This is a genomic window from Streptomyces antimicrobicus (assembly GCF_020532625.1).
GTDB lineage: Bacteria > Actinomycetota > Actinomycetes > Streptomycetales > Streptomycetaceae > Streptomyces > Streptomyces antimicrobicus.
In genome coordinates this window covers 1-17087 of sequence record NZ_JAJAUY010000126.1, presented here as the reverse complement: position 1 = coordinate 17087, position 17087 = coordinate 1, and the positions used below count along the sequence as shown (strand labels likewise).

Below are 17087 nucleotides of genomic sequence, written 5' to 3'. Positions count from 1 at the left end.
GGGCCGGGGCAACCCCGGTGGTTACCCCATTCGGGTCCCGTCGTTGTGGAGGGTGAGGGGATCGGCCCCTCGTCGCGCCCGGAACCGGACCCGAGGACCCGCCATGACCGCCACCCCGCCCCCGCCCCCGCTCGCCGGCGGCCCCGGCGGGGCCGCGGCCTTGCGGCCGCTCCTCGCCACCGTGCTCACCGCCCTGCACGACGGCGCCACCCACCGCCGCGGCCCCCTTCCCGCCGGCGGGCCCGACGCCGTCGCCCGGCACGTCCGGGGCGTGCTCGGGGAGGTCCTCCCCGAGCACGGCACCGGCGCCCACGAGGCCCTGCGCACCCTTGTCCACGCCCTCACCACCGGCGCCGCCGACCCCGCCGACCCCCACTGCCTCGCCCACCTCCACTGCCCCCCACTCGCCGTCGCCGCCGCCGCCGACCTCGCCGCCAGCGCCCTCAACCCCTCCCTCGACTCCTGGGACCAGGCCCCCGCCGCCTCCGAGATCGAGGCCGCGCTCACCCGCACCCTCGCCGCCGAGCTCTACCCGGCCGCCCCCCACCCCGACGCCCTCGTCACCACCGGCGGCACCGAAGCCAACCAACTCGCCCTGCTCCTCGCCCGCGAGCACCACGGCCCCACCCTCACCGTCGTCCACGGCGCCAACGCCCACCACTCCGTGCCCCGCGCCGCCTGGCTCCTCGGCCTGCCCCCCACCCGCACCCTCCCCACCCCCCGCGGCACCCTCGACCCCGCCACCCTCGACGAGACCCTCGCCCGCACCCCCGGCCCCACCCTCGTCACCGCCACCGCCGGCACCACCGACGCCGGCCTCCTCGACCCCCTCCCCGCCCTCGCCGACACCTGCGCCCGGCACGGCGCCGACCTCCACGTCGACGCCGCCTACGCCGGCCTCCTCGCCCTCAGCCCCCGCCACCGCCCCCGCCTCCCCGGCCTCGACCGCGCCCACAGCATCACCGTCGACCTGCACAAACTCGGCTGGCAGCCCGTCGCCGCCGGAATCCTCGCCGTCACGGACACCACCCGGCTCGCCCCCCTGGCCCACCAGGCCGACTACCTCAACGCCGCCGACGACACCCACGCCGGCCTCCCCGACCTCCTCGGCCGCTCCCTGCGCACCTCCCGCCGCCCCGACGCCCTCAAGATCGCCGTCACCCTCCGCGCCCTCGGCCGCGACGGCCTCGCCGACCTCATCGACCGCACCTGCGCAGCCGCCCAGCGGCTCGCCCGGCTCCTGCGCGCCCACCCCCGCTTCGAGCTGCACGCGGAACCCACCCTCAGCACCGTCCTGTTCCGCCCCACCGACGCCCGCGACGACGACCTCGCCGCCCTGCGCCGCACCCTCCTCCAGGACGGCCGCGCCGTCCTCGGCCGCGCCACCGCCGACGGCCGCCTCTGGCTCAAAGCCACCCTCCTCAACCCCCACACCACGCCGGCGGACCTCGACGCCCTCGTGACCCTCCTGGAAGGCAGCAGCCACCGATGACCGCCCACCTCGATGCGCCCCACGACCTCGTCGGAATCGGCATCGGCCCCTCCAACCTGTCCCTCGCCGCCCTCGCCCACGGCCCCACCTCAGCCGGCGCCGGCCTCGCCACCGCCTTCTACGAGCAACGCCGCGACTTCCGCTGGCACCCCGGACTCCTCATCGACGGAGCCACCCTCCAGGTGCCCTTCCTCGCCGACCTCGTCACCCTCGCCGACCCCGCCAGCCCCTGGACGTTCCTCAACTACCTCAAGCACAAGGAACGCCTCTACCCCTTCTACTTCGCCGAGCGCTTCCACATCCAACGCGCCGAGTACGACGCCTACTGCCGCTGGGTCGCCGGCCGCCTGCCCGGCCTCCACTTCGGCCACCAGGTCGACGCCGTCCGCTGGAACCCCGAACGCGACCTCTTCGAAGTCGACTTCACCCAACTCGACGCCGACGGCGAAGCCGAGGCCCTCGGCCGCACCCACACCCGCAACCTCGTCCTCGGCATCGGCACCGCCCCCCACGTCCCCGAACCCCTCCGCCCCCTCGCCGACGCCCCCACCGTCCCCGTCATCCACTCCGCGGACTACCTCGACCACCGCACCCGCATCCTCGCCGCCGACCACGTCACCGTCATCGGCGCCGGCCAGTCCGGCGCCGAAGTCTTCCTCGACCTCCTGCGCCACCGCCCCGCCGGCCGCGAACGCCTCACCTGGCTCGCCCGCACCACCTCCTTCGCCCCCATGGAGTACTCCAAGCTCGGCCTGGAACACTTCACCCCCGACTACACCCGCTACTTCCACGCCCTCCCCGAATCCGTACGCGACACCCTCGTCCCCGCCCAATGGCAACTCCACAAGGGCATCGACGTCACCACCATCAACGCCATCCAGCAGGAGCTGTACCGCCGCACCCTCGACGGCGGCTGGCCCGACACCGTCCTCACTCCCGGCGTCACCGTCCGCACCGCCGGCCGCGTCGCCACCACCAAGGTCGAACTCCACCTCGAACACACCCAGCAGGGCACCCGCTCCCGCCTCACCACCGACGCCGTCGTCCTCGCCACCGGCTACCGCGAACGCCCCCTCGGCCGCCTCCTCGCCGGACTCGACCCCTACATCCGCAAGGACTCCTCCGGCCGCCCCCGCATCGACGAACGCCACCGCATGGTCCTCGACCCCACCGTCACCGGCACCGTCTTCGTCCAGAACGGCGAACGCCACACCCACGGCGTCGGCGCCCCCGACCTCGGCCTCACCGCCTGGCGCAGCGCCGGCATCCTCAACACCCTCACCGGCAAAGACCTCTACCCCCGACCCGAACGCTGCGCCTTCACCACCTTCGGCCTCGAACCCCGCCCCGAACCCCAACCGCAGCCCACCGTCGAACTCCGCCCCCTCGCCGACCACGCCTGAGAAACGCACAACGGCCGCGAGCCCCGCCCCCGTAGGCCCCGGCCCGAAAGACATGAAGGCGCATCCGCCCCACACACCTACACTGACCAGCAGCAACCACCACGGGGGGAGCAGCAGCCGTGCAGACGGACGGACACACGAGCGGTGCGGCGGAGGACCCCCTGGTCGCCGCCGCCAAGGCCGGTGACAAGCTCCGCGTGAAACAGCTGCTGGAAGAAGCCGACGACCGCTGCCAGGGAGACCGGAAAGACCCCACCGCCGCCTTCGCCGCAGCCCTCCAGGCCTTCCACACCGAGATCGCCGACACACTGCTCAGACTCGGCGCCCAACCCGCCGACGTCCCCCCGGAAGAGCTGCCGTCCCTGCGCCAGGCCGTCGACTTCGGATCACCCGCACTGGTCGACGCCCTGACACACAGCAGCATCCGGCACAGGTACCCGAGGACCGAGCTGAACGCCATGCGCGACCTCGCGCGTGCCTGGCACGAGGCCGGCACCGAAGCCGAGCTACGACGCCGTACCGGCTCGTCGGACACCATCGCCCGCACCCGCGTCCAGGACGACGAGTACTGCACCGTCGGCGAACTCACCCTCGCAGGAACGACCGTACGGGACGGACACGGGGCGATCCTCACCCACCTGGAGAAGATGCTCGGCATCCGCACCTCCTGCCAGGAACTGGTCGCACGCGCCCTGGAGCGCGACGCCGACCACACGGCGTGGAGCCGAGCCGCGATCGAGCTCTCCCACCGCCGCCAGCCCGAAGCCTGGGCCACCGCCGAGACCCTGCGTGCCGACGCCGACCCCTTGCGCCGGCTGTTCGGCGCCGAACTGACACGGCTGTTCGAAGTGTTCGCCGACAGCCACGACGAGGAGTACTGCGTCCTCGCCGTCGCCGCCCTCACGGACTGGGCGACCGCGGAGACGGACCCCACCGTCCTGGCAGAGGTGCTGCACGGCCTGTCCTCCTACCAGGGACCGCGCGCCGAAGCCGCCCTCCTCCTCCACACCCACCACCACGTCCCCGCTGTCCGACGAGCCGTGGCCGCCGGCCTCGGCACACCGCCCCACTCCAGGCAGCCGTCCGACGCAGCCCACCAGGCTCTCCTGACCCTGATGAACGACCCCGACACCGACGTACAGATCGCGGCCTGCCACAGCGCCGGCGACATCGCGAACGGCGACCGGGCCCTGACCGACACGATGGCCAGCCTCCTCGACCACCCGGAGCGCCGCGTCCAGCTCCAAGCCGTCCACGCTCTCGCACGCCACCACGACGAGCGGTGCGTGCAAGCAGCCGAACGTCTGGGGCCGCCCCGGCCCGGCTACCGCGAGGACGAGACCTACTACCTCGAAGCGGCATGGCGGTACGAAAGGCCCCGCGAGGACACCTCACCAGGCTGACCCGAGCCGCACACCCGCAGCCCGAACGCCCGCAGCGGCCCCACCGCGGCAAGAGCCGCAGTGGCCTCCCGGCCCGATCCGGCGCCGAACACAGGCACCGGACCGAGCACACCACGGGCCGCTAGAACACCGGCACACCCGCCCGCGTCAGCCGCCAGTCCACCGACGCGAACTGCGCCGGGTCCACCGTCCCCTTCGCCTTCACCCACTGGATGATCGTGTTACGGATTTCGTCCGAGTTCGCCCACAGCTGCCGCGCCTTCGCCACGTGCGGGAACGCCCCACCACCCGAGGCCCGGTAGTTGTTCACCGCCAGCACGAACTGCGCCGCCGGATCCACCGGCCGCCCCTGGAACGACAGCCCCACGATCCGCGACCCCACCGGCTGCGCGATGTCCACCTCGTACGCCAAGCCGTACACCGCGTCGTAGTTGTAGTCCGGAATACTCTCCGCGTTCGTCAACTTCGCCGGATCCACCGGCGCGTCCGGCGCCGTCCGCACGTAGTACCGCGCCGAATACTCCAAATAGTCCTTCACCTGCGCACCCGTCAGCAGACGCGCCTCCAACGTGTTCTCGAACGGGTACAACCCCGCCGCATCCCTGATCGTCACCTGACCGGCCGGGATCGACGCCGTCCGCGAGAAGCACGACGCCTGCGACAGCACCGGCAGCGCGGCCCACTCCGTACCGGCGAGGGCCCCCTTCACCGTCTCCGCCTGCACATGGTTGATCAGATCGATGATCGGCACGTCCCGCACCGGACCCTCCGCCGACGACATCGCCTGCGTCGACGTACCGATCACCTGGTTCACGTACGCCACCACCTTGCGGTGCTCGTCCGACAGCAACCCCACGATCTGCGGATCCTCCGCGACCGTGTTCGAGTTCAACACCTGCGCCGAGACCTTCTCCACCGACCACCGGCCCCGCGCCCAACTCAGCTCGAAGTCGAACAACGTCAGCCGCTGCCCCCACTTCAACGGCTCCGACAGCACCACGTCCTTGCCCGTCGCCTTGTTCCTCACCCGGTACTCCGGGATCTCCGTGTGCGCGTGCCCCACCAAGATCGCGTCGATCCCCGGCACCTGCTCCGCCACCAGCCCCGCCGCGTTCTCCACGTACGGCAACTGGTCACCGTACGACGACGTACCGCTCGACCCCGAGTGCGCCGAGACGATCACCACGTCCGCACCCATCGACCGCAACCGCGGCACATACTTCGCCGCCTGCTCCTCCAACCCCGGGAACGTCATCTTCCCCTGCACGTTCGCCTTGTCCCAGAGCGCGATCCCCGGATTCGTCAACCCCAGCACCGCCACCTTCACATCCCGCCCGTGCGGCGTACGCAGCCGGTGCATGCTGTACGGCGGGAACGCCGGCCGCAGCGTACGGGCATCCAACGCGTTCGCACCCAGCAGCGGGAAGTCGCACTGCTCCTCGAACTTCCGCAGCACCGGAATGCCGTAGTTGAACTCGTGGTTGCCCAACGCCGCCGCGTCGTACCCCATCGCGTTCATCGCCTGCGCCATCGGGTGCACCGGACCCCGACGCGCGGTGATCGGATCCACCTTCGCGTAGTAGTACGACAGCTGCGTGCCCTGGATCGTGTCACCCGCATCGATCAGCAACGTGTTGCACCGGCCCTTGGCCGCACGCACCTGGTTCACCAACGTCGAGATCTTCGCCAGCCCCACGTCGTTGTGAGCCTTGTCGTCGAACTCCCTGTCCGTGAAGTAGTCCCAGTTGAAGACATTGCCGTGCAGATCGGTCGTCCCCATCACCGTGAACGAGTACGTCCGCGCCGCCGCGCCCCCGCCCCGCTCCGCCCCGCCCTGCGCGGCAGCCGCCGGGGCCCCCGCGGCCCCCGTCAGCGCCACGGCCGCACCCGTCGCGGCCGAGCCACCCAAAAACGTCCTACGGTCGAACGCCATGCCATCTCCCCTTGTGAGGCGTTTCCTGCGCCGGTGAGTACGACGCGCGTAGATTCTGGCCCACGCGAACCAGCCACAACACCCCGGCCCGGATTCCACCCGTCCGCCGCCCCACCCCCGCCCACGGTGCGACAGTGGCACCATGACCTCAGACGCAGCGCCCCAGCCCTTCGGCACCCCCGCCGTCCCCCGCGTCGCAGTCCGCGGCGAAGCCAGCCTCGAAGTCGACCCCGAGATCGCCCGCATCGGCATCACCGTCAACGCCCGCGGCACCGACCGCCGCACCGCCCTCGAAGACCTCACCCGCCGCAACAACGAAGTCCTCGACCTCGTCAAGAGCTACGGCGACGCCGTCGAGAAACTCGAAACCGGCGCCTTCTCCATCACCCCCGAACTCACCCGCCACGGCCGCGGCGAACGCGTCCGCGCCTACCACGGCCGCGTCCACATCACCGCCGAACTCGCCGACTTCACCGCCCTCGGCGAACTCACCACCCGCCTCGCCGACCTCGACCTCACCCGCGTCGACGGCCCCTGGTGGGCCCTGCGCCCCGACTCACCCGCCCACGGCGAAGCCCGCAGGCAAGCCGTCCTGGAAGCCGTACAACGCGCCCGCGAGTACGCCGGAGCCCTCGGCGCCGACCTCGCCGCCCTCGTCGAACTCGCCGACCTCGGCGCGGAGAACGCCACCCCCGTCACCATGGCCGCCCCCGCCGGCATGATGCGCTCCATGGCCTACGGCGCAGCCGAGGAATCCGCACCCCCCGCCCTCGACCTCGAACCCCAGCGCCAGACCGTCCACGCCCAGGTCAACGCCCGCTTCACCATGACCCCGCCCCAGCTGTAACCCCACCCCGCCGGGGGTGCTCATCAGAGCACCCCCGCGCCCATTCAACAAGTGTCAACAACCTTTCCCCCAAAGGTCGTTGGACCGACACCAGGACCTCACTCCCTACCGCTCGGTAAGGCATACCCTCGACCCATGCGCCGAGCGAAAATCGTCTGCACCCTGGGCCCCGCCACCGACTCCTACGACCAGATCAAAACCCTCGTCGAAGCCGGAATGGACATCGCCCGCCTCAACCTCAGCCACGGCACCTACGCCGAACACGAGGAGCGCTACCAGCGCGTCCGCAAAGCCTCCGACGAAGCCGGCCGCAGCATCGGCATCCTCGCCGACCTTCAAGGCCCGAAGATCCGCCTCGGCCGCTTCCACGAAGGCCCCGTACTCCTTGAACGCGGCGACCACTTCACCATCACCGTCGAAGACGTCCCCGGCGACCGCCACACCTGCGGCACCACCTACAAAGGCCTCGCCACCGACGTCACCCCCGGCGAACGCATCCTCGTCGACGACGGCCGCGTCACCCTCGACGTCACCGCCGTCGACGGCCCCCGCGTCCACACCCGCGTCGTCGAAGGCGGAATGATCTCCGACCACAAAGGCCTCAACCTCCCCGGCGTCGCCGTCTCCGTCCCCGCCCTCTCCGACAAGGACGTCGAAGACCTCCGCTGGGCCCTGCGCACCGGCGTCGACATCATCGCCCTCTCCTTCGTCCGCAGCGGCAACGACATCACCGACGTCCACCGCATCATGGACGAGGAAGGCCGCCGCCTCCCCGTCATCGCCAAGATCGAAAAACCCCAGGCCGTCGACAACATCGACGCCATCGTCGCCGCCTTCGACGGCATCATGGTCGCCCGCGGCGACCTCGGCGTCGAAATGCCCCTAGAACAAGTCCCCATCGTCCAAAAGCGCGCCATCAAACTCGCCAAGCGCAACGCCAAACCGGTCATCGTCGCCACCCAGATGCTCGACTCCATGATCGACAACTCCCGACCCACCCGCGCCGAGGCCTCCGACGTCGCCAACGCCGTCATCGACGGCACCGACGCCGTCATGCTCTCCGGCGAGACCAGCGTCGGCAAATACCCCGTCGAAACCGTCCGCACCATGGCCCGCATCGTCGCCGCCGCCGAAGAAGACATCCTCACCAAGGGCCTGCCACCCCTCACCGACCGCAACAAACCCCGCACCCAAGGCGGCGCCGTCGCCCGCGCAGCAGCCGAGATCGGCGACTTCCTCGACGCCAAGTTCCTCGTCGCCTTCACCCAGAGCGGCGACACCGTCCGCCGCCTCTCCCGCTACCGCTCACCCATCCCCCTCCTCGCCTTCACCCCCGACCCCGCCACCCGCGCCCAGCTCAACCTCACCTGGGGCGTCGAAACCTTCTGCGGCCCCCACGTCGACTCCACCGACGCCATGGTCGCCCAGGTCGAAGAACGCCTCCTCGACCTCGGCCGCGTCGAGCCCGGCGACACCATCGTCATCACCGCCGGCTCCCCGCCCGGCGTCCCCGGCACCACCAACCTCGTCCGCGTCCACCACATCGGCGACCCCGTCGACTGACCCCCCGGGCCGCAGCCGAAGGGCTGCGCCCGGCTTCAGTGCTTGGGCCCGACGTGGGCGTCCATGAGGGCGACGGAGGCCTTGCGGGCCACGGAGACGTTGTACGGCTTCCCATGCCGGGTGCAGTTCGTCCACACGACCCCGAGCCGGTCCAGGGTGTCCGTGAACAGCTTGCGGATGTCGTCCGAGACGTTCGTGAACCAGTACCGGGGGTACTCGTAGCGCCTGCCGTTACGGACGGTCCAGTTCGTCGTGCGGCACCCATCCGAGTGGATCAGGCCCCGGACGAACTCCCACGGGAAGGCATCCACGATCTCCTGCTGCCACGGCTCCAGCGCTATCCGCCGCTCGTGCTTCCTGCCGGGGCCGTGCTGGGGGAACAGGCAGGGCAGGTGGTTGGAGTAGACCTTGATGTTGTGGGCCCCTTTGACGCCGACGCGGCAGGTCGAGTGTTCAGGGAACACTCTTCGCAGGGCGGCTTCCGCATCGTCCTGGACGCCTGGCCAGCGATCGTCCAACGTGATCATGAGGCTGTAGGTCCGGTGTCCGGAGTACTTGCTGATGTGGCCGTCACCCAGATAGAGGCCCAGGAGGTAGGCGTAGGCGGCGTGGTCCAGAGGCAGTCCGTGGCAGCGGGCGCAGTCCCGGGCGCCGCGGCCCGGACACTCGCCACGCGTGGCGCGGTCGAGGTGCTTCCAGTACCCGACAGTGCCGACGGGAACGTCCAGGCGTCGGGCGACCTCCGCGTTCCTCACGCCGGAACGGAGCAGTGAGAGTGCGGTCTGCCGCACTTCGAGGGTGTGCAGGTGCATGTGATCACTCTGCGTGCACCGGAACGTCCCGGAGCGCGAAAAAGCGAACGTTCACGCGAAGGTGAACGTCCGCTTTCCGGACGCGTGCCGGGTGCGGGATTCGAACCCGCAAGCCCTCTCGGGCAGATGTGTTTGAGACATCCGTGTATGCCGTTCCACCAACCCGGCAGGGTTGCACGTCGGAGTGTACCGGGTGACCCCGGGCGGGCGCTGCTAGGTAGGCTCATCTCAGCAGCACCGCCCCGCAACGAGGAGTCCCCGTGACCGCCGAGCATGAGTCGACGCCCGCGCCCGACGCCGACCAGGCGCATGTCCCGCCGCTGACGACCCGGGTCGTCATCGCCGAGGACGAGGCGCTCATCCGGCTCGATCTCAAAGAGATGCTGGAGGAGGAGGGGTACACCGTGGTCGGGGAGGCCGGGGACGGCCAGACCGCGGTGGAGCTGGCCCGGGAGCACCGGCCGGACCTGGTGATCCTCGACGTGAAGATGCCCGTGCTCGACGGGATCTCCGCGGCCGAGAAGATCGCCGGCGAGTCCATCGCGCCGGTGCTGATGCTGACGGCGTTCTCGCAGCGCGACCTGGTGGAGCGGGCCCGTGACGCCGGTGCCATGGCGTACCTGGTGAAGCCGTTCAGCAAGAGCGACGTGGTGCCGGCCATCGAGATGGCGGTGTCCCGGTTCGCGGAGCTGAAGGCGCTGGAGAAGGAGGTCGCGGACCTCACCCAGCGGCTGGAGACGCGCAAGCTGGTGGACCGGGCCAAGAGCATCCTGCAGACGCAGTACGGGCTGTCGGAGCCGGCGGCGTTCCGGTGGATCCAGAAGACGTCCATGGACCGCCGGATGTCGATGCAGCAGGTGGCCGAGGCGGTCATCGAGGACGCGGAGGAGAAGCGGAAGGCCGCTCAGCAGTAGGTGTGTCCGGTGCTGACGGTGCCGTTCCGCGCGTGCGAAGGGCCCGCCTCCCCCGAGGGAGGCGGGCCCTTCTGTCGGTGTGCGAGGGGTCAGTCCTCGCCGAGGTAGGCCTTGCGGACGTCCTCGTTGACCAGCAGGTCCCGGCCGGGGCCGGACAGGACGATCTTGCCGATCTCCATGACGTGGCCCTGGTCGGCCAGGGACAGTGCGGCCTGGGCGTTCTGCTCGACCAGCAGGATCGTGGTGCCGGCCGCCTTGAGTTCGGCGATCGTGGCCATGATCTTCTGCATCATGAGGGGGGAGAGGCCCATGGAGGGCTCGTCCAGCATGAGCAGTTTGGGCTGGGACATCAGGGCGCGGCCCATGGCGAGCATCTGCTGTTCGCCGCCGGAGAGCGTGCCGGCGGCCTGCTTGCGCCGCTCCCCGAGGATCGGGAAGAGGTCGTAGGCGCGCTGGACGTCCTTGGCGATGCCTTCTTTGTCCTTGCGGAGGAAGGCGCCGAGGAGGAGGTTGTCCTCGATCGTCATGCGGGGGAAGATGTGCCGCCCCTCGGGGGAGTGGGCGAGTCCCAGGCTGACGATGTGGTGGGCGGGGATCTTCTTGAGGGACTTGCCCTGGAACTTGATCTGGCCGCCCTTGGGCTTGATGAGGCCGGAGAGGGTGCGCAGGGTGGTGGTCTTGCCGGCGCCGTTGGTGCCGATGAGGGTGACGACCTGGCCGGCTTCGACGGAGAAGGAGATGCCCTTGACGGCTTCGATCTTGCCGTAGGCGACGCGGAGGTCCTCGACCTCGAGGAGTGCGGTCACTTGGCCTCTCCGTCCGTGGTGGTGCTGGTGGTGCTGTCCGCCGCCGGGGTGTCGTCGTCCGCCGGGGTGTCGTCCGCGGGGGTGTCGGCGGGGGCCTCGGCCTCGTGGTCCTCCTCGGCGTGGGCTTCGGCGGCCTCGACCTCGGCGACCTCTTCGGCGCCGGGGGCGCCTTCGAAGGGTTCGCCGAGGTAGGCGGCGACGACGCGCTCGTCGCTCTGGACCTCGCCGGCGGTGCCTTCGATGAGCTTCTCGCCCTGGACCAGGCAGGCGACGCGGTCGCAGAGGTTGAAGATGAAGCGCATGTCGTGCTCGATGACGAGGACGGCGATGCCCTTGTCGCGGATGGCGAAGATGAGTTCCTCGGCGGCCCGGGTCTCCTGCGGGTTCATGCCTGCGGTGGGTTCGTCGAGGAGGATCAGGCCGGGGTCGCTGGCGAGGGCGCGGGCGATCTCGAGCTTGCGCTGTTCGCCGTAGGGGAGGTTGCGGGCGAGGTGTTCGGCCTTGTGGGCGAGGCCGATGAACTCGAGCAGCTCCATGGCCTTCTCGCGGCTGGCGGCTTCTTCCTTGTGGAAGCCGGGGAGCCGCAGGAGGGCGGACCAGAGGCCTTCCTTGGTGCGGGTGTGGCGTCCGACGAGGACGTTTTCCAGGACCGTCATGTTGTTGAAGAGACGGATGTTCTGGAAGGTGCGGGCGATGCCGGCCGAGGTGACCTTGAAGGACTTGGGCGGCAGGACGGTGCCCTTGTAGCGGACCTCGCCCTCGGTGGGGATGTAGAGGCCGGTGAGGCAGTTGAAGAACGTGGTCTTGCCGGCGCCGTTGGGGCCGATGAGGCCGACGATCTCGCCGCTCCTGACGGTGAGGTCGACGTTCTTGACGGCGGTGAGGCCGCCGAACCGCATGGTGACGCCGCGTGCGTCCAGGACGGTCTCCGCCGGGGCGGCGGTGGTGGTCGTGGTGGTCGTCATGGGTCAGGCCCCTGCCTTGCTGAGGACTGTGGGAGCTTCCAGGTCCTTGTGCAGTTCGAGCTGGTTGCGCCGGTTGGGGATGATGCCCTCGGGGCGCAGGCGCATCAGGACGATGAGCGCGACGCCGAAGGCGAAGAGCTGCAGGTCGCCCATGCCCTGGAGCTTGTTGGGGATGAGGAAGAGCAGGGCGCCGCCGACGAGGGGGCCGGAGATGGTGCCCATGCCGCCGAGGACGACCGCGGCGAGCAGGAAGGCGGAGTTCGGCGGGACGGCGTTGGCGAACACGTACTGGTCGGGGGTGACCGTGTAGTTGACGTGGGCCTGGACGGCGCCGGCGAGGCCGGCGAGGGTGGCGCCGAGGGCGAAGGCGATGAGCTTGACGCGGAAGCCGTTGATGCCCATGGCTTCGGCGGCGGTCTCGTCCTCGCGGATGGCGACCCAGGCGCGGCCGATGCGGGATTCGGCGCTGCGGCGGAAGACCATGACCACGATGAAGGTGATGGCCAGCATGAGCAGGAAGTAGTTGGCGAAGCGGCCGATGGTGAAGCCGGCGATGGTGTGGGCGGCGCCGAAGTCGAATCCGAAGAGGTTGACGTTGGGGACGCCGGCGATGCCGTTGGGGCCGTTGGTGATGTCGGGGCCGGACTTGCCGTCCATGTTGTTCATCGAGATCCGGAAGATCTCTCCGAAGCCGAGGGTGACGATCGCCAGGTAGTCGCCGCGCAGTCGCAGGGTCGGGGCGCCGATGAGGACGCCGAAGACCATGGAGGCGAGGGCGCCGAGGAGGATGGCGGCCCAGAAGGGGAGGTGGACGCCGAACGGGGAGTTCGGGGAGCCGGAGACCAGGGCTGCGGTGTAGGCGCCGACGCCGAGGAAGGCGACGTAGCCGAGGTCGAGGAGGCCGGTGAGGCCGACGACGATGTTCAGGCCGAGGGCGACGGTGGCGAAGATGAGGATGTTGACGCCGAGGGTCGCGTACTGGTCGTCGGTCTGGGTGAGGGGGAAGGCCGCGGCTGCGACGAAGGCGCCGACGAGGGCGACGTTGCGGTGGCGGGCGGTGAGGGTGGTGAAGCGGGCGATGAGGCCGGCCTTGTGGAGGGCGGCGAAGCCGAAGCCCGCGGTGATCAGGAAGCCGATGAAGAGTTCCTGGTAGGGCGTGGTGATGCCGTAGGTGAAGACGCCGAGGGCGACGCCGAGCACGGCGGCGATGACGAGGATCTCGGCCCAGGCCGGGAGGGGCTTGGCGGGGGCGGGGGCCTTGGCTGCGTAGGCGGCCTTGACGATCTCGCGTCGGTTGCGGGCGTTGTGCTTGTACTGCTCCCAGGTGCTGTCCTCGGGGTCCGCGGGGTCGAGGACGGGGCGCTCGAAGGGCAGGGCGCGGGCGCCGAGGTAGGTGGCGAGGGCGGCGGCGACGGCGACGAAGCCGCCGGGCTCGAGGTTGACGAGTCCGCCGAGGGTGTCGGAGATGGACCAGGCGGTGAAGAGGGTGGTCCACAGGGTGGCGAGGGCGGCGAACTTGACGGCTGCGTCGGCTCCGCCGGGGGTGAGCCACTTCAGGCCCTTGATCCCGTAGGAGGAGAGGCCGAAGAGGGTGGTGAGGGCGCCGCTGACCAGGACGAGCCACTGGAGGCCGCCGGGGTAGCCGTAGACGGTGAGGTTGCCGGGGTAGGCGGCGGTCCAGGTCCAGGCGAGGAAGCAGGAGATGACGGTGAGGGCGCCGCCGCCGGTGGCGAGGGCGCGGGCTGCCTTCTCGGGGAGGGCGATGCCGTCGCCGGTGGCGGCCTTGGTGGTGATGTCGGTGGTGGTAGAGGTCATGGTTCTCACGCCCTGTCCGCCACGCGCTGCCCCAGCAGGCCCTGGGGCCGGAAGAGGAGCACGAGGATGAGGAGGACGAACGCCCAGGTGTTGCCCCAGGACTGTCCGCCGAGCTGCTGCATGCCGGGGATCTCGGAGACGTAGACGGTGGTCAGGGTCTCGGCGAGGCCGAGGACGAGGCCGCCGATCATGGCGCCGTAGATGTTCCCGATGCCGCCGAGGACGGCGGCGGTGAAGGCCTTGAGGCCGAGGAGGAAGCCCATCTTGAACTGGACCTCGCCGTACTTGAGGCCGTAGGCGACGGCTCCGATCGCGGCGAAGGCGGCACCGAGGGCGAACGCGATCATGATGATGCGGTCGGTGTTGATGCCCATGAGCTTGGCGGTGTCGGGGTCCTGGGCGGTGGCCTGCATGCCGCGGCCGGTGCGGGTCTTCTGGACGAAGAAGCCGAGGAACGCCATGGAGACGGGGGCGGCGATCAGCAGGAAGACGTCGCCGGTCTGGATGGTGACGCTGCCGAGGTGGAAGGGGCCGCCGGGGAGCTGGGGGAAGACGACGGAGGACTTCGCGTCGGGGTACCAGGCCCACACCGCCTGCTGGAGGGCGAGGGAGAGGCCGATGGCGGTGATGAGGGGGGCGAGGCGTGGTGCGTTGCGCAGCGGTCGGTAGGCGAACCGCTCGGCGCCGATGGCCACGAGGGTGGCTATGACGATGGCGCCTATGATCATGAGGGGCAGGGCGAGCAGCATGCTGGTGCCCGAGGGGAGCAGCAGCCAGACGCTGAGTCCGCCGAACCCGCCGATCATGAAGATCTCGCCGTGGGCGAAGTTGATGAGCTGGACGATGCCGTAGACCATTGTGTAGCCAATGGCGACGAGCCCGTACATGGATCCCAGTAGCAGGCCGTTGACCAGCTGTTGCGGCAGTTCGTGCACCGCAGGTCCTCCGAGTCTTTCGACGGATGTGACACCGCGCGGGGCGCTTGAGGTACGCGCCCCGCGCGGCAGGAGTGGGGTGGGGTGCGGCTGGCGGGTGGCCCCGCTCAGCCGTCGGGCTGGTCGGGTCAGCCGCTGTAGGTGCCGGACTCGACGGACTTGAAGTCGTCGCCCTCGACCTTGTAGACGGTGAGCTGCTTGTTGGTGGCGTCACCGAACTCGTCGAAGGAGACCTTGCCGGTCACGCCCTCGAAGGAGACGTTCTGGACGGCCTCGAGGACCTTGGCGCGGGCGCCGTCGGGGAGCTTGCCGTTGTTGTCCTCGACGACCTTCTTGACGGCCTCGATGATCGCCCAGGCGGAGTCGTAGGAGTAGCCGCCGTAGGCCGCGTACGGGTCCTTGAAGCCGGCCTTCTTGTAGTTCTCGATGAACTCCTTGGCCGAGGGCAGGCTGTCGACGGGGGCGCCGACGGAGGTGGCGAGGTCGCCGGCCGCGGAGGGGCCGCCGGCCAGTTCGACGTACTTCTTGTCGAAGAGGCCGTCGCCGCCGACGAGCGGGATGTTGGCGCCGGCTGCCTTGATCTGCTTGCTGAGGGGGCCGCCGGCGGGGTACTCGCCGCCGTAGTAGACGGCGTCGGCGCCGGAGTTCTTGACCTGGGTGACGATGGCCGAGAAGTCCTTGGACTCGGGGTCGATGTGGCCCTCGCCGGCGACCTGGCCGCCGAGCTTGGTGAACTCGCCCTTGAAGGTGCCGGCGAGGCCGGCGCCGTAGGTCTTCTTGTCGTCGATGATGTAGACCTTCTTCTTGCCCGCCTTGTTGAAGAGGTACTGGGCGGCGAAGGGGCCCTGGATGGCGTCGGTGGTCGCGGTGCGGAAGTAGCTCTTGTAGGTGCGGACCTTCTGGCCCTCGGCCCACTTGGGGCCCTGGGTCAGCGACGGGCTGGTGTTGGCCGGGGAGATCTGGACGAGCTTGGCGTCGTCGAAGACCTTCTGCATCGACTCGGAGACCGAGGAGTTCAGGGGGCCGACGACACCGAGGACGTCCTTGTTGGCGACGAGCTTGGTGGCGTTCTGCTGGCCGGAGGAGGCCTGGGCCTGGTCGTCGAGGGCTTCGAACTTGAAGGTGACGCCCTTGACGTACTTCTTCTCGTTGGCCTGCTTGACCGCGAGCTCGGCGGAGTTGCGGATGCCGAGGCCGAGGGCGGAGAGGTCACCGGTGAGCGGGGCGTCGACGGCGATGACGACCGTGGCGCCGCCGCCGTCGCCGCCCTCGGCGTTCTTGCCGCTGTCGCGCGAACCGCAGGCGGTGAGCGTGAGGGTTCCCGCGGCGAGGGCGGCCGTCACGGCGATGAGAGAACGATGACGCACGATCTGTCCTTTCGGGGCACGGCGTCCCCCCTAGGGACGCGCCGAGTCGAACGCGTGTGACCGAACTGCTGTGAGAAGGAATCCGGTGGTCGCGGTGACTGGCCGTGACTCTAGGCGGCCGTCCAGGGGATATGGAGGGCTCAGGCCAAGGATGTGACTCTCTTGTTATGCCACGGCGTAATGCATACCGGTTTCCGGAGGGTGGAACGGGCGAATTCCGGCCGTTTCGTCGTGTCCGCATAGTGAGAAACGGAAGGAGCGTAAGGGGTTTTGACTCCTGACAGCCCAGGAGTCTAGGGAGTTTTGGTCATGACGGGCCGGGCGCCCCTTCGTCTCGGTCCTCGGGACAAGTCCTGCTCAAGGCGGTGGAAAGATCCTTCGCATAGCGGTCACCGAGGATGTAACTGTGATCCTCTTTCGCCCCGCCATTACTGAGGGTTACTTCCAGAAATGGGAGCCCGGCATTCCGTGGTACATGCACGCAGTCCGTCGCTTTTATCTCCAGCACCAGCTCGGAGGCCTCGCCCGGCCGCAGGGTGAGCGGCAGCGCCGGGCGGCTGGTGACCGACAGTGCCGGGGAGGGTTGGCCGATTCGCTCCACCGTGACGGTGCGTCCGCCGGCGGCGTTGTCGACCTGGACGGTGAAGGCGAGCGCGGTGCCGCCGGTGAGGGGTTCCACCGCCTCGCGGTAGGCCAGCGAGACCAGTTGGGAGGCGGCGGGCAGGACGGGGGTGGGCGCGGGGGCAGGGCGGCCGCCGTCCGGGGCGCGCGCGGCGAGCAGGTACCCGCCGGCCGCCAGCAGGCCCGCGCAGGCCGTCACGGCGGCCAGGAG

14 protein-coding genes and 1 tRNA gene are annotated in these 17087 nt (G+C 70.0%); 6 read left to right on the top strand and 9 right to left on the bottom strand.

All coding sequences use genetic code 11. The features are described from left to right. The first annotated feature begins 103 nt into the window (after positions 1-103). From LG632_RS24130 to LG632_RS30615, 3 genes are all read left to right on the top strand, one after another. Positions 104-1492, top strand: coding sequence for a pyridoxal phosphate-dependent decarboxylase family protein (locus tag LG632_RS24130; protein ID WP_226729569.1), 1389 nt, complete (start codon positions 104-106; stop codon positions 1490-1492). Then, a complete protein-coding gene (locus LG632_RS24125; protein ID WP_226729568.1) occupies positions 1489-2895 on the top strand; it encodes a lysine N(6)-hydroxylase/L-ornithine N(5)-oxygenase family protein in 1407 nt (468 codons plus the stop codon). The genes LG632_RS24130 and LG632_RS24125 overlap by 4 nt, the downstream gene beginning before the upstream one ends. Positions 2896-3014: 119 nt before the next feature. Beyond that, the gene (locus LG632_RS30615; protein WP_226729567.1) at positions 3015-4298 is read left to right on the top strand and encodes a HEAT repeat domain-containing protein; all 1284 of its coding nucleotides are present in this window, start codon (positions 3015-3017) and stop codon (positions 4296-4298) included. A gap of 121 nt (positions 4299-4419) precedes the next feature. Here the strand turns inward: LG632_RS30615 and LG632_RS24115 are convergent, their stop codons facing one another. Next, positions 4420-6231, bottom strand: a complete 1812-nt coding sequence (locus LG632_RS24115; protein ID WP_226729565.1) for a bifunctional metallophosphatase/5'-nucleotidase — start codon at positions 6229-6231, stop codon at positions 4420-4422. Between the two features lie 142 nt (positions 6232-6373). Here LG632_RS24115 and LG632_RS24110 point away from each other — a divergent pair, with 142 nt between their 5' ends. Then, positions 6374-7078 (top strand): SIMPL domain-containing protein, encoded by a 705-nt coding sequence (locus tag LG632_RS24110; RefSeq protein ID WP_226729563.1) that lies wholly within the window; start codon positions 6374-6376, stop codon positions 7076-7078. Between the two features lie 135 nt (positions 7079-7213). Beyond that, complete coding sequence (gene pyk, locus LG632_RS24105) at positions 7214-8641, top strand: pyruvate kinase (RefSeq protein WP_226729561.1); 1428 nt, start codon at positions 7214-7216, stop codon at positions 8639-8641. Between the two features lie 35 nt (positions 8642-8676). On the opposite strand, the gene LG632_RS24100 is transcribed toward pyk, so the two are convergent. Continuing rightward, on the bottom strand, positions 8677-9453 hold the full coding sequence (locus tag LG632_RS24100) for a helix-turn-helix domain-containing protein (RefSeq protein ID WP_226729560.1): 777 nt from the start codon (positions 9451-9453) through the stop codon (positions 8677-8679). An 85-nt stretch (positions 9454-9538) separates the two neighbouring features. Continuing rightward, positions 9539-9621, bottom strand: a tRNA-Leu gene (locus LG632_RS24095). Positions 9622-9713: 92 nt separating this feature from the next. Between LG632_RS24095 and LG632_RS24090 the strand changes: the two genes are divergently transcribed. Then, positions 9714-10367, top strand: a complete 654-nt coding sequence (locus LG632_RS24090; RefSeq protein ID WP_226729558.1) for an ANTAR domain-containing response regulator — start codon at positions 9714-9716, stop codon at positions 10365-10367. Positions 10368-10456: 89 nt separating this feature from the next. Here LG632_RS24090 and LG632_RS24085 read toward each other — a convergent pair whose 3' ends face one another. The 6 genes from LG632_RS24085 to LG632_RS24060 all read right to left on the bottom strand — a co-directional run. Further along, positions 10457-11173, bottom strand: a complete 717-nt coding sequence (locus LG632_RS24085) for an ABC transporter ATP-binding protein (protein ID WP_226729556.1) — start codon at positions 11171-11173, stop codon at positions 10457-10459. Beyond that, complete coding sequence (locus LG632_RS24080; protein WP_226729554.1) at positions 11170-12138, bottom strand: ABC transporter ATP-binding protein; 969 nt, start codon at positions 12136-12138, stop codon at positions 11170-11172. The genes LG632_RS24085 and LG632_RS24080 overlap by 4 nt, the downstream gene beginning before the upstream one ends. Before the next feature lie 3 nt (positions 12139-12141). Continuing rightward, entirely contained in the window at positions 12142-13953 is a 1812-nt protein-coding gene (locus LG632_RS24075; protein ID WP_226729553.1) for a branched-chain amino acid ABC transporter permease, read from the bottom strand. Between the two features lie 5 nt (positions 13954-13958). Further along, positions 13959-14888: a branched-chain amino acid ABC transporter permease gene (locus LG632_RS24070; protein ID WP_226729551.1), complete on the bottom strand. Its 930-nt coding sequence runs from the start codon at positions 14886-14888 to the stop codon at positions 13959-13961. Between the two features lie 128 nt (positions 14889-15016). Continuing rightward, positions 15017-16255: a branched-chain amino acid ABC transporter substrate-binding protein gene (locus LG632_RS24065; RefSeq protein WP_226729549.1), complete on the bottom strand. Its 1239-nt coding sequence runs from the start codon at positions 16253-16255 to the stop codon at positions 15017-15019. Positions 16256-16562: 307 nt separating this feature from the next. Continuing rightward, the coding region (locus LG632_RS24060) for a Tat pathway signal sequence domain protein (protein WP_226729547.1) at positions 16563-17087 on the bottom strand (525 nt) is incomplete at its 5' end.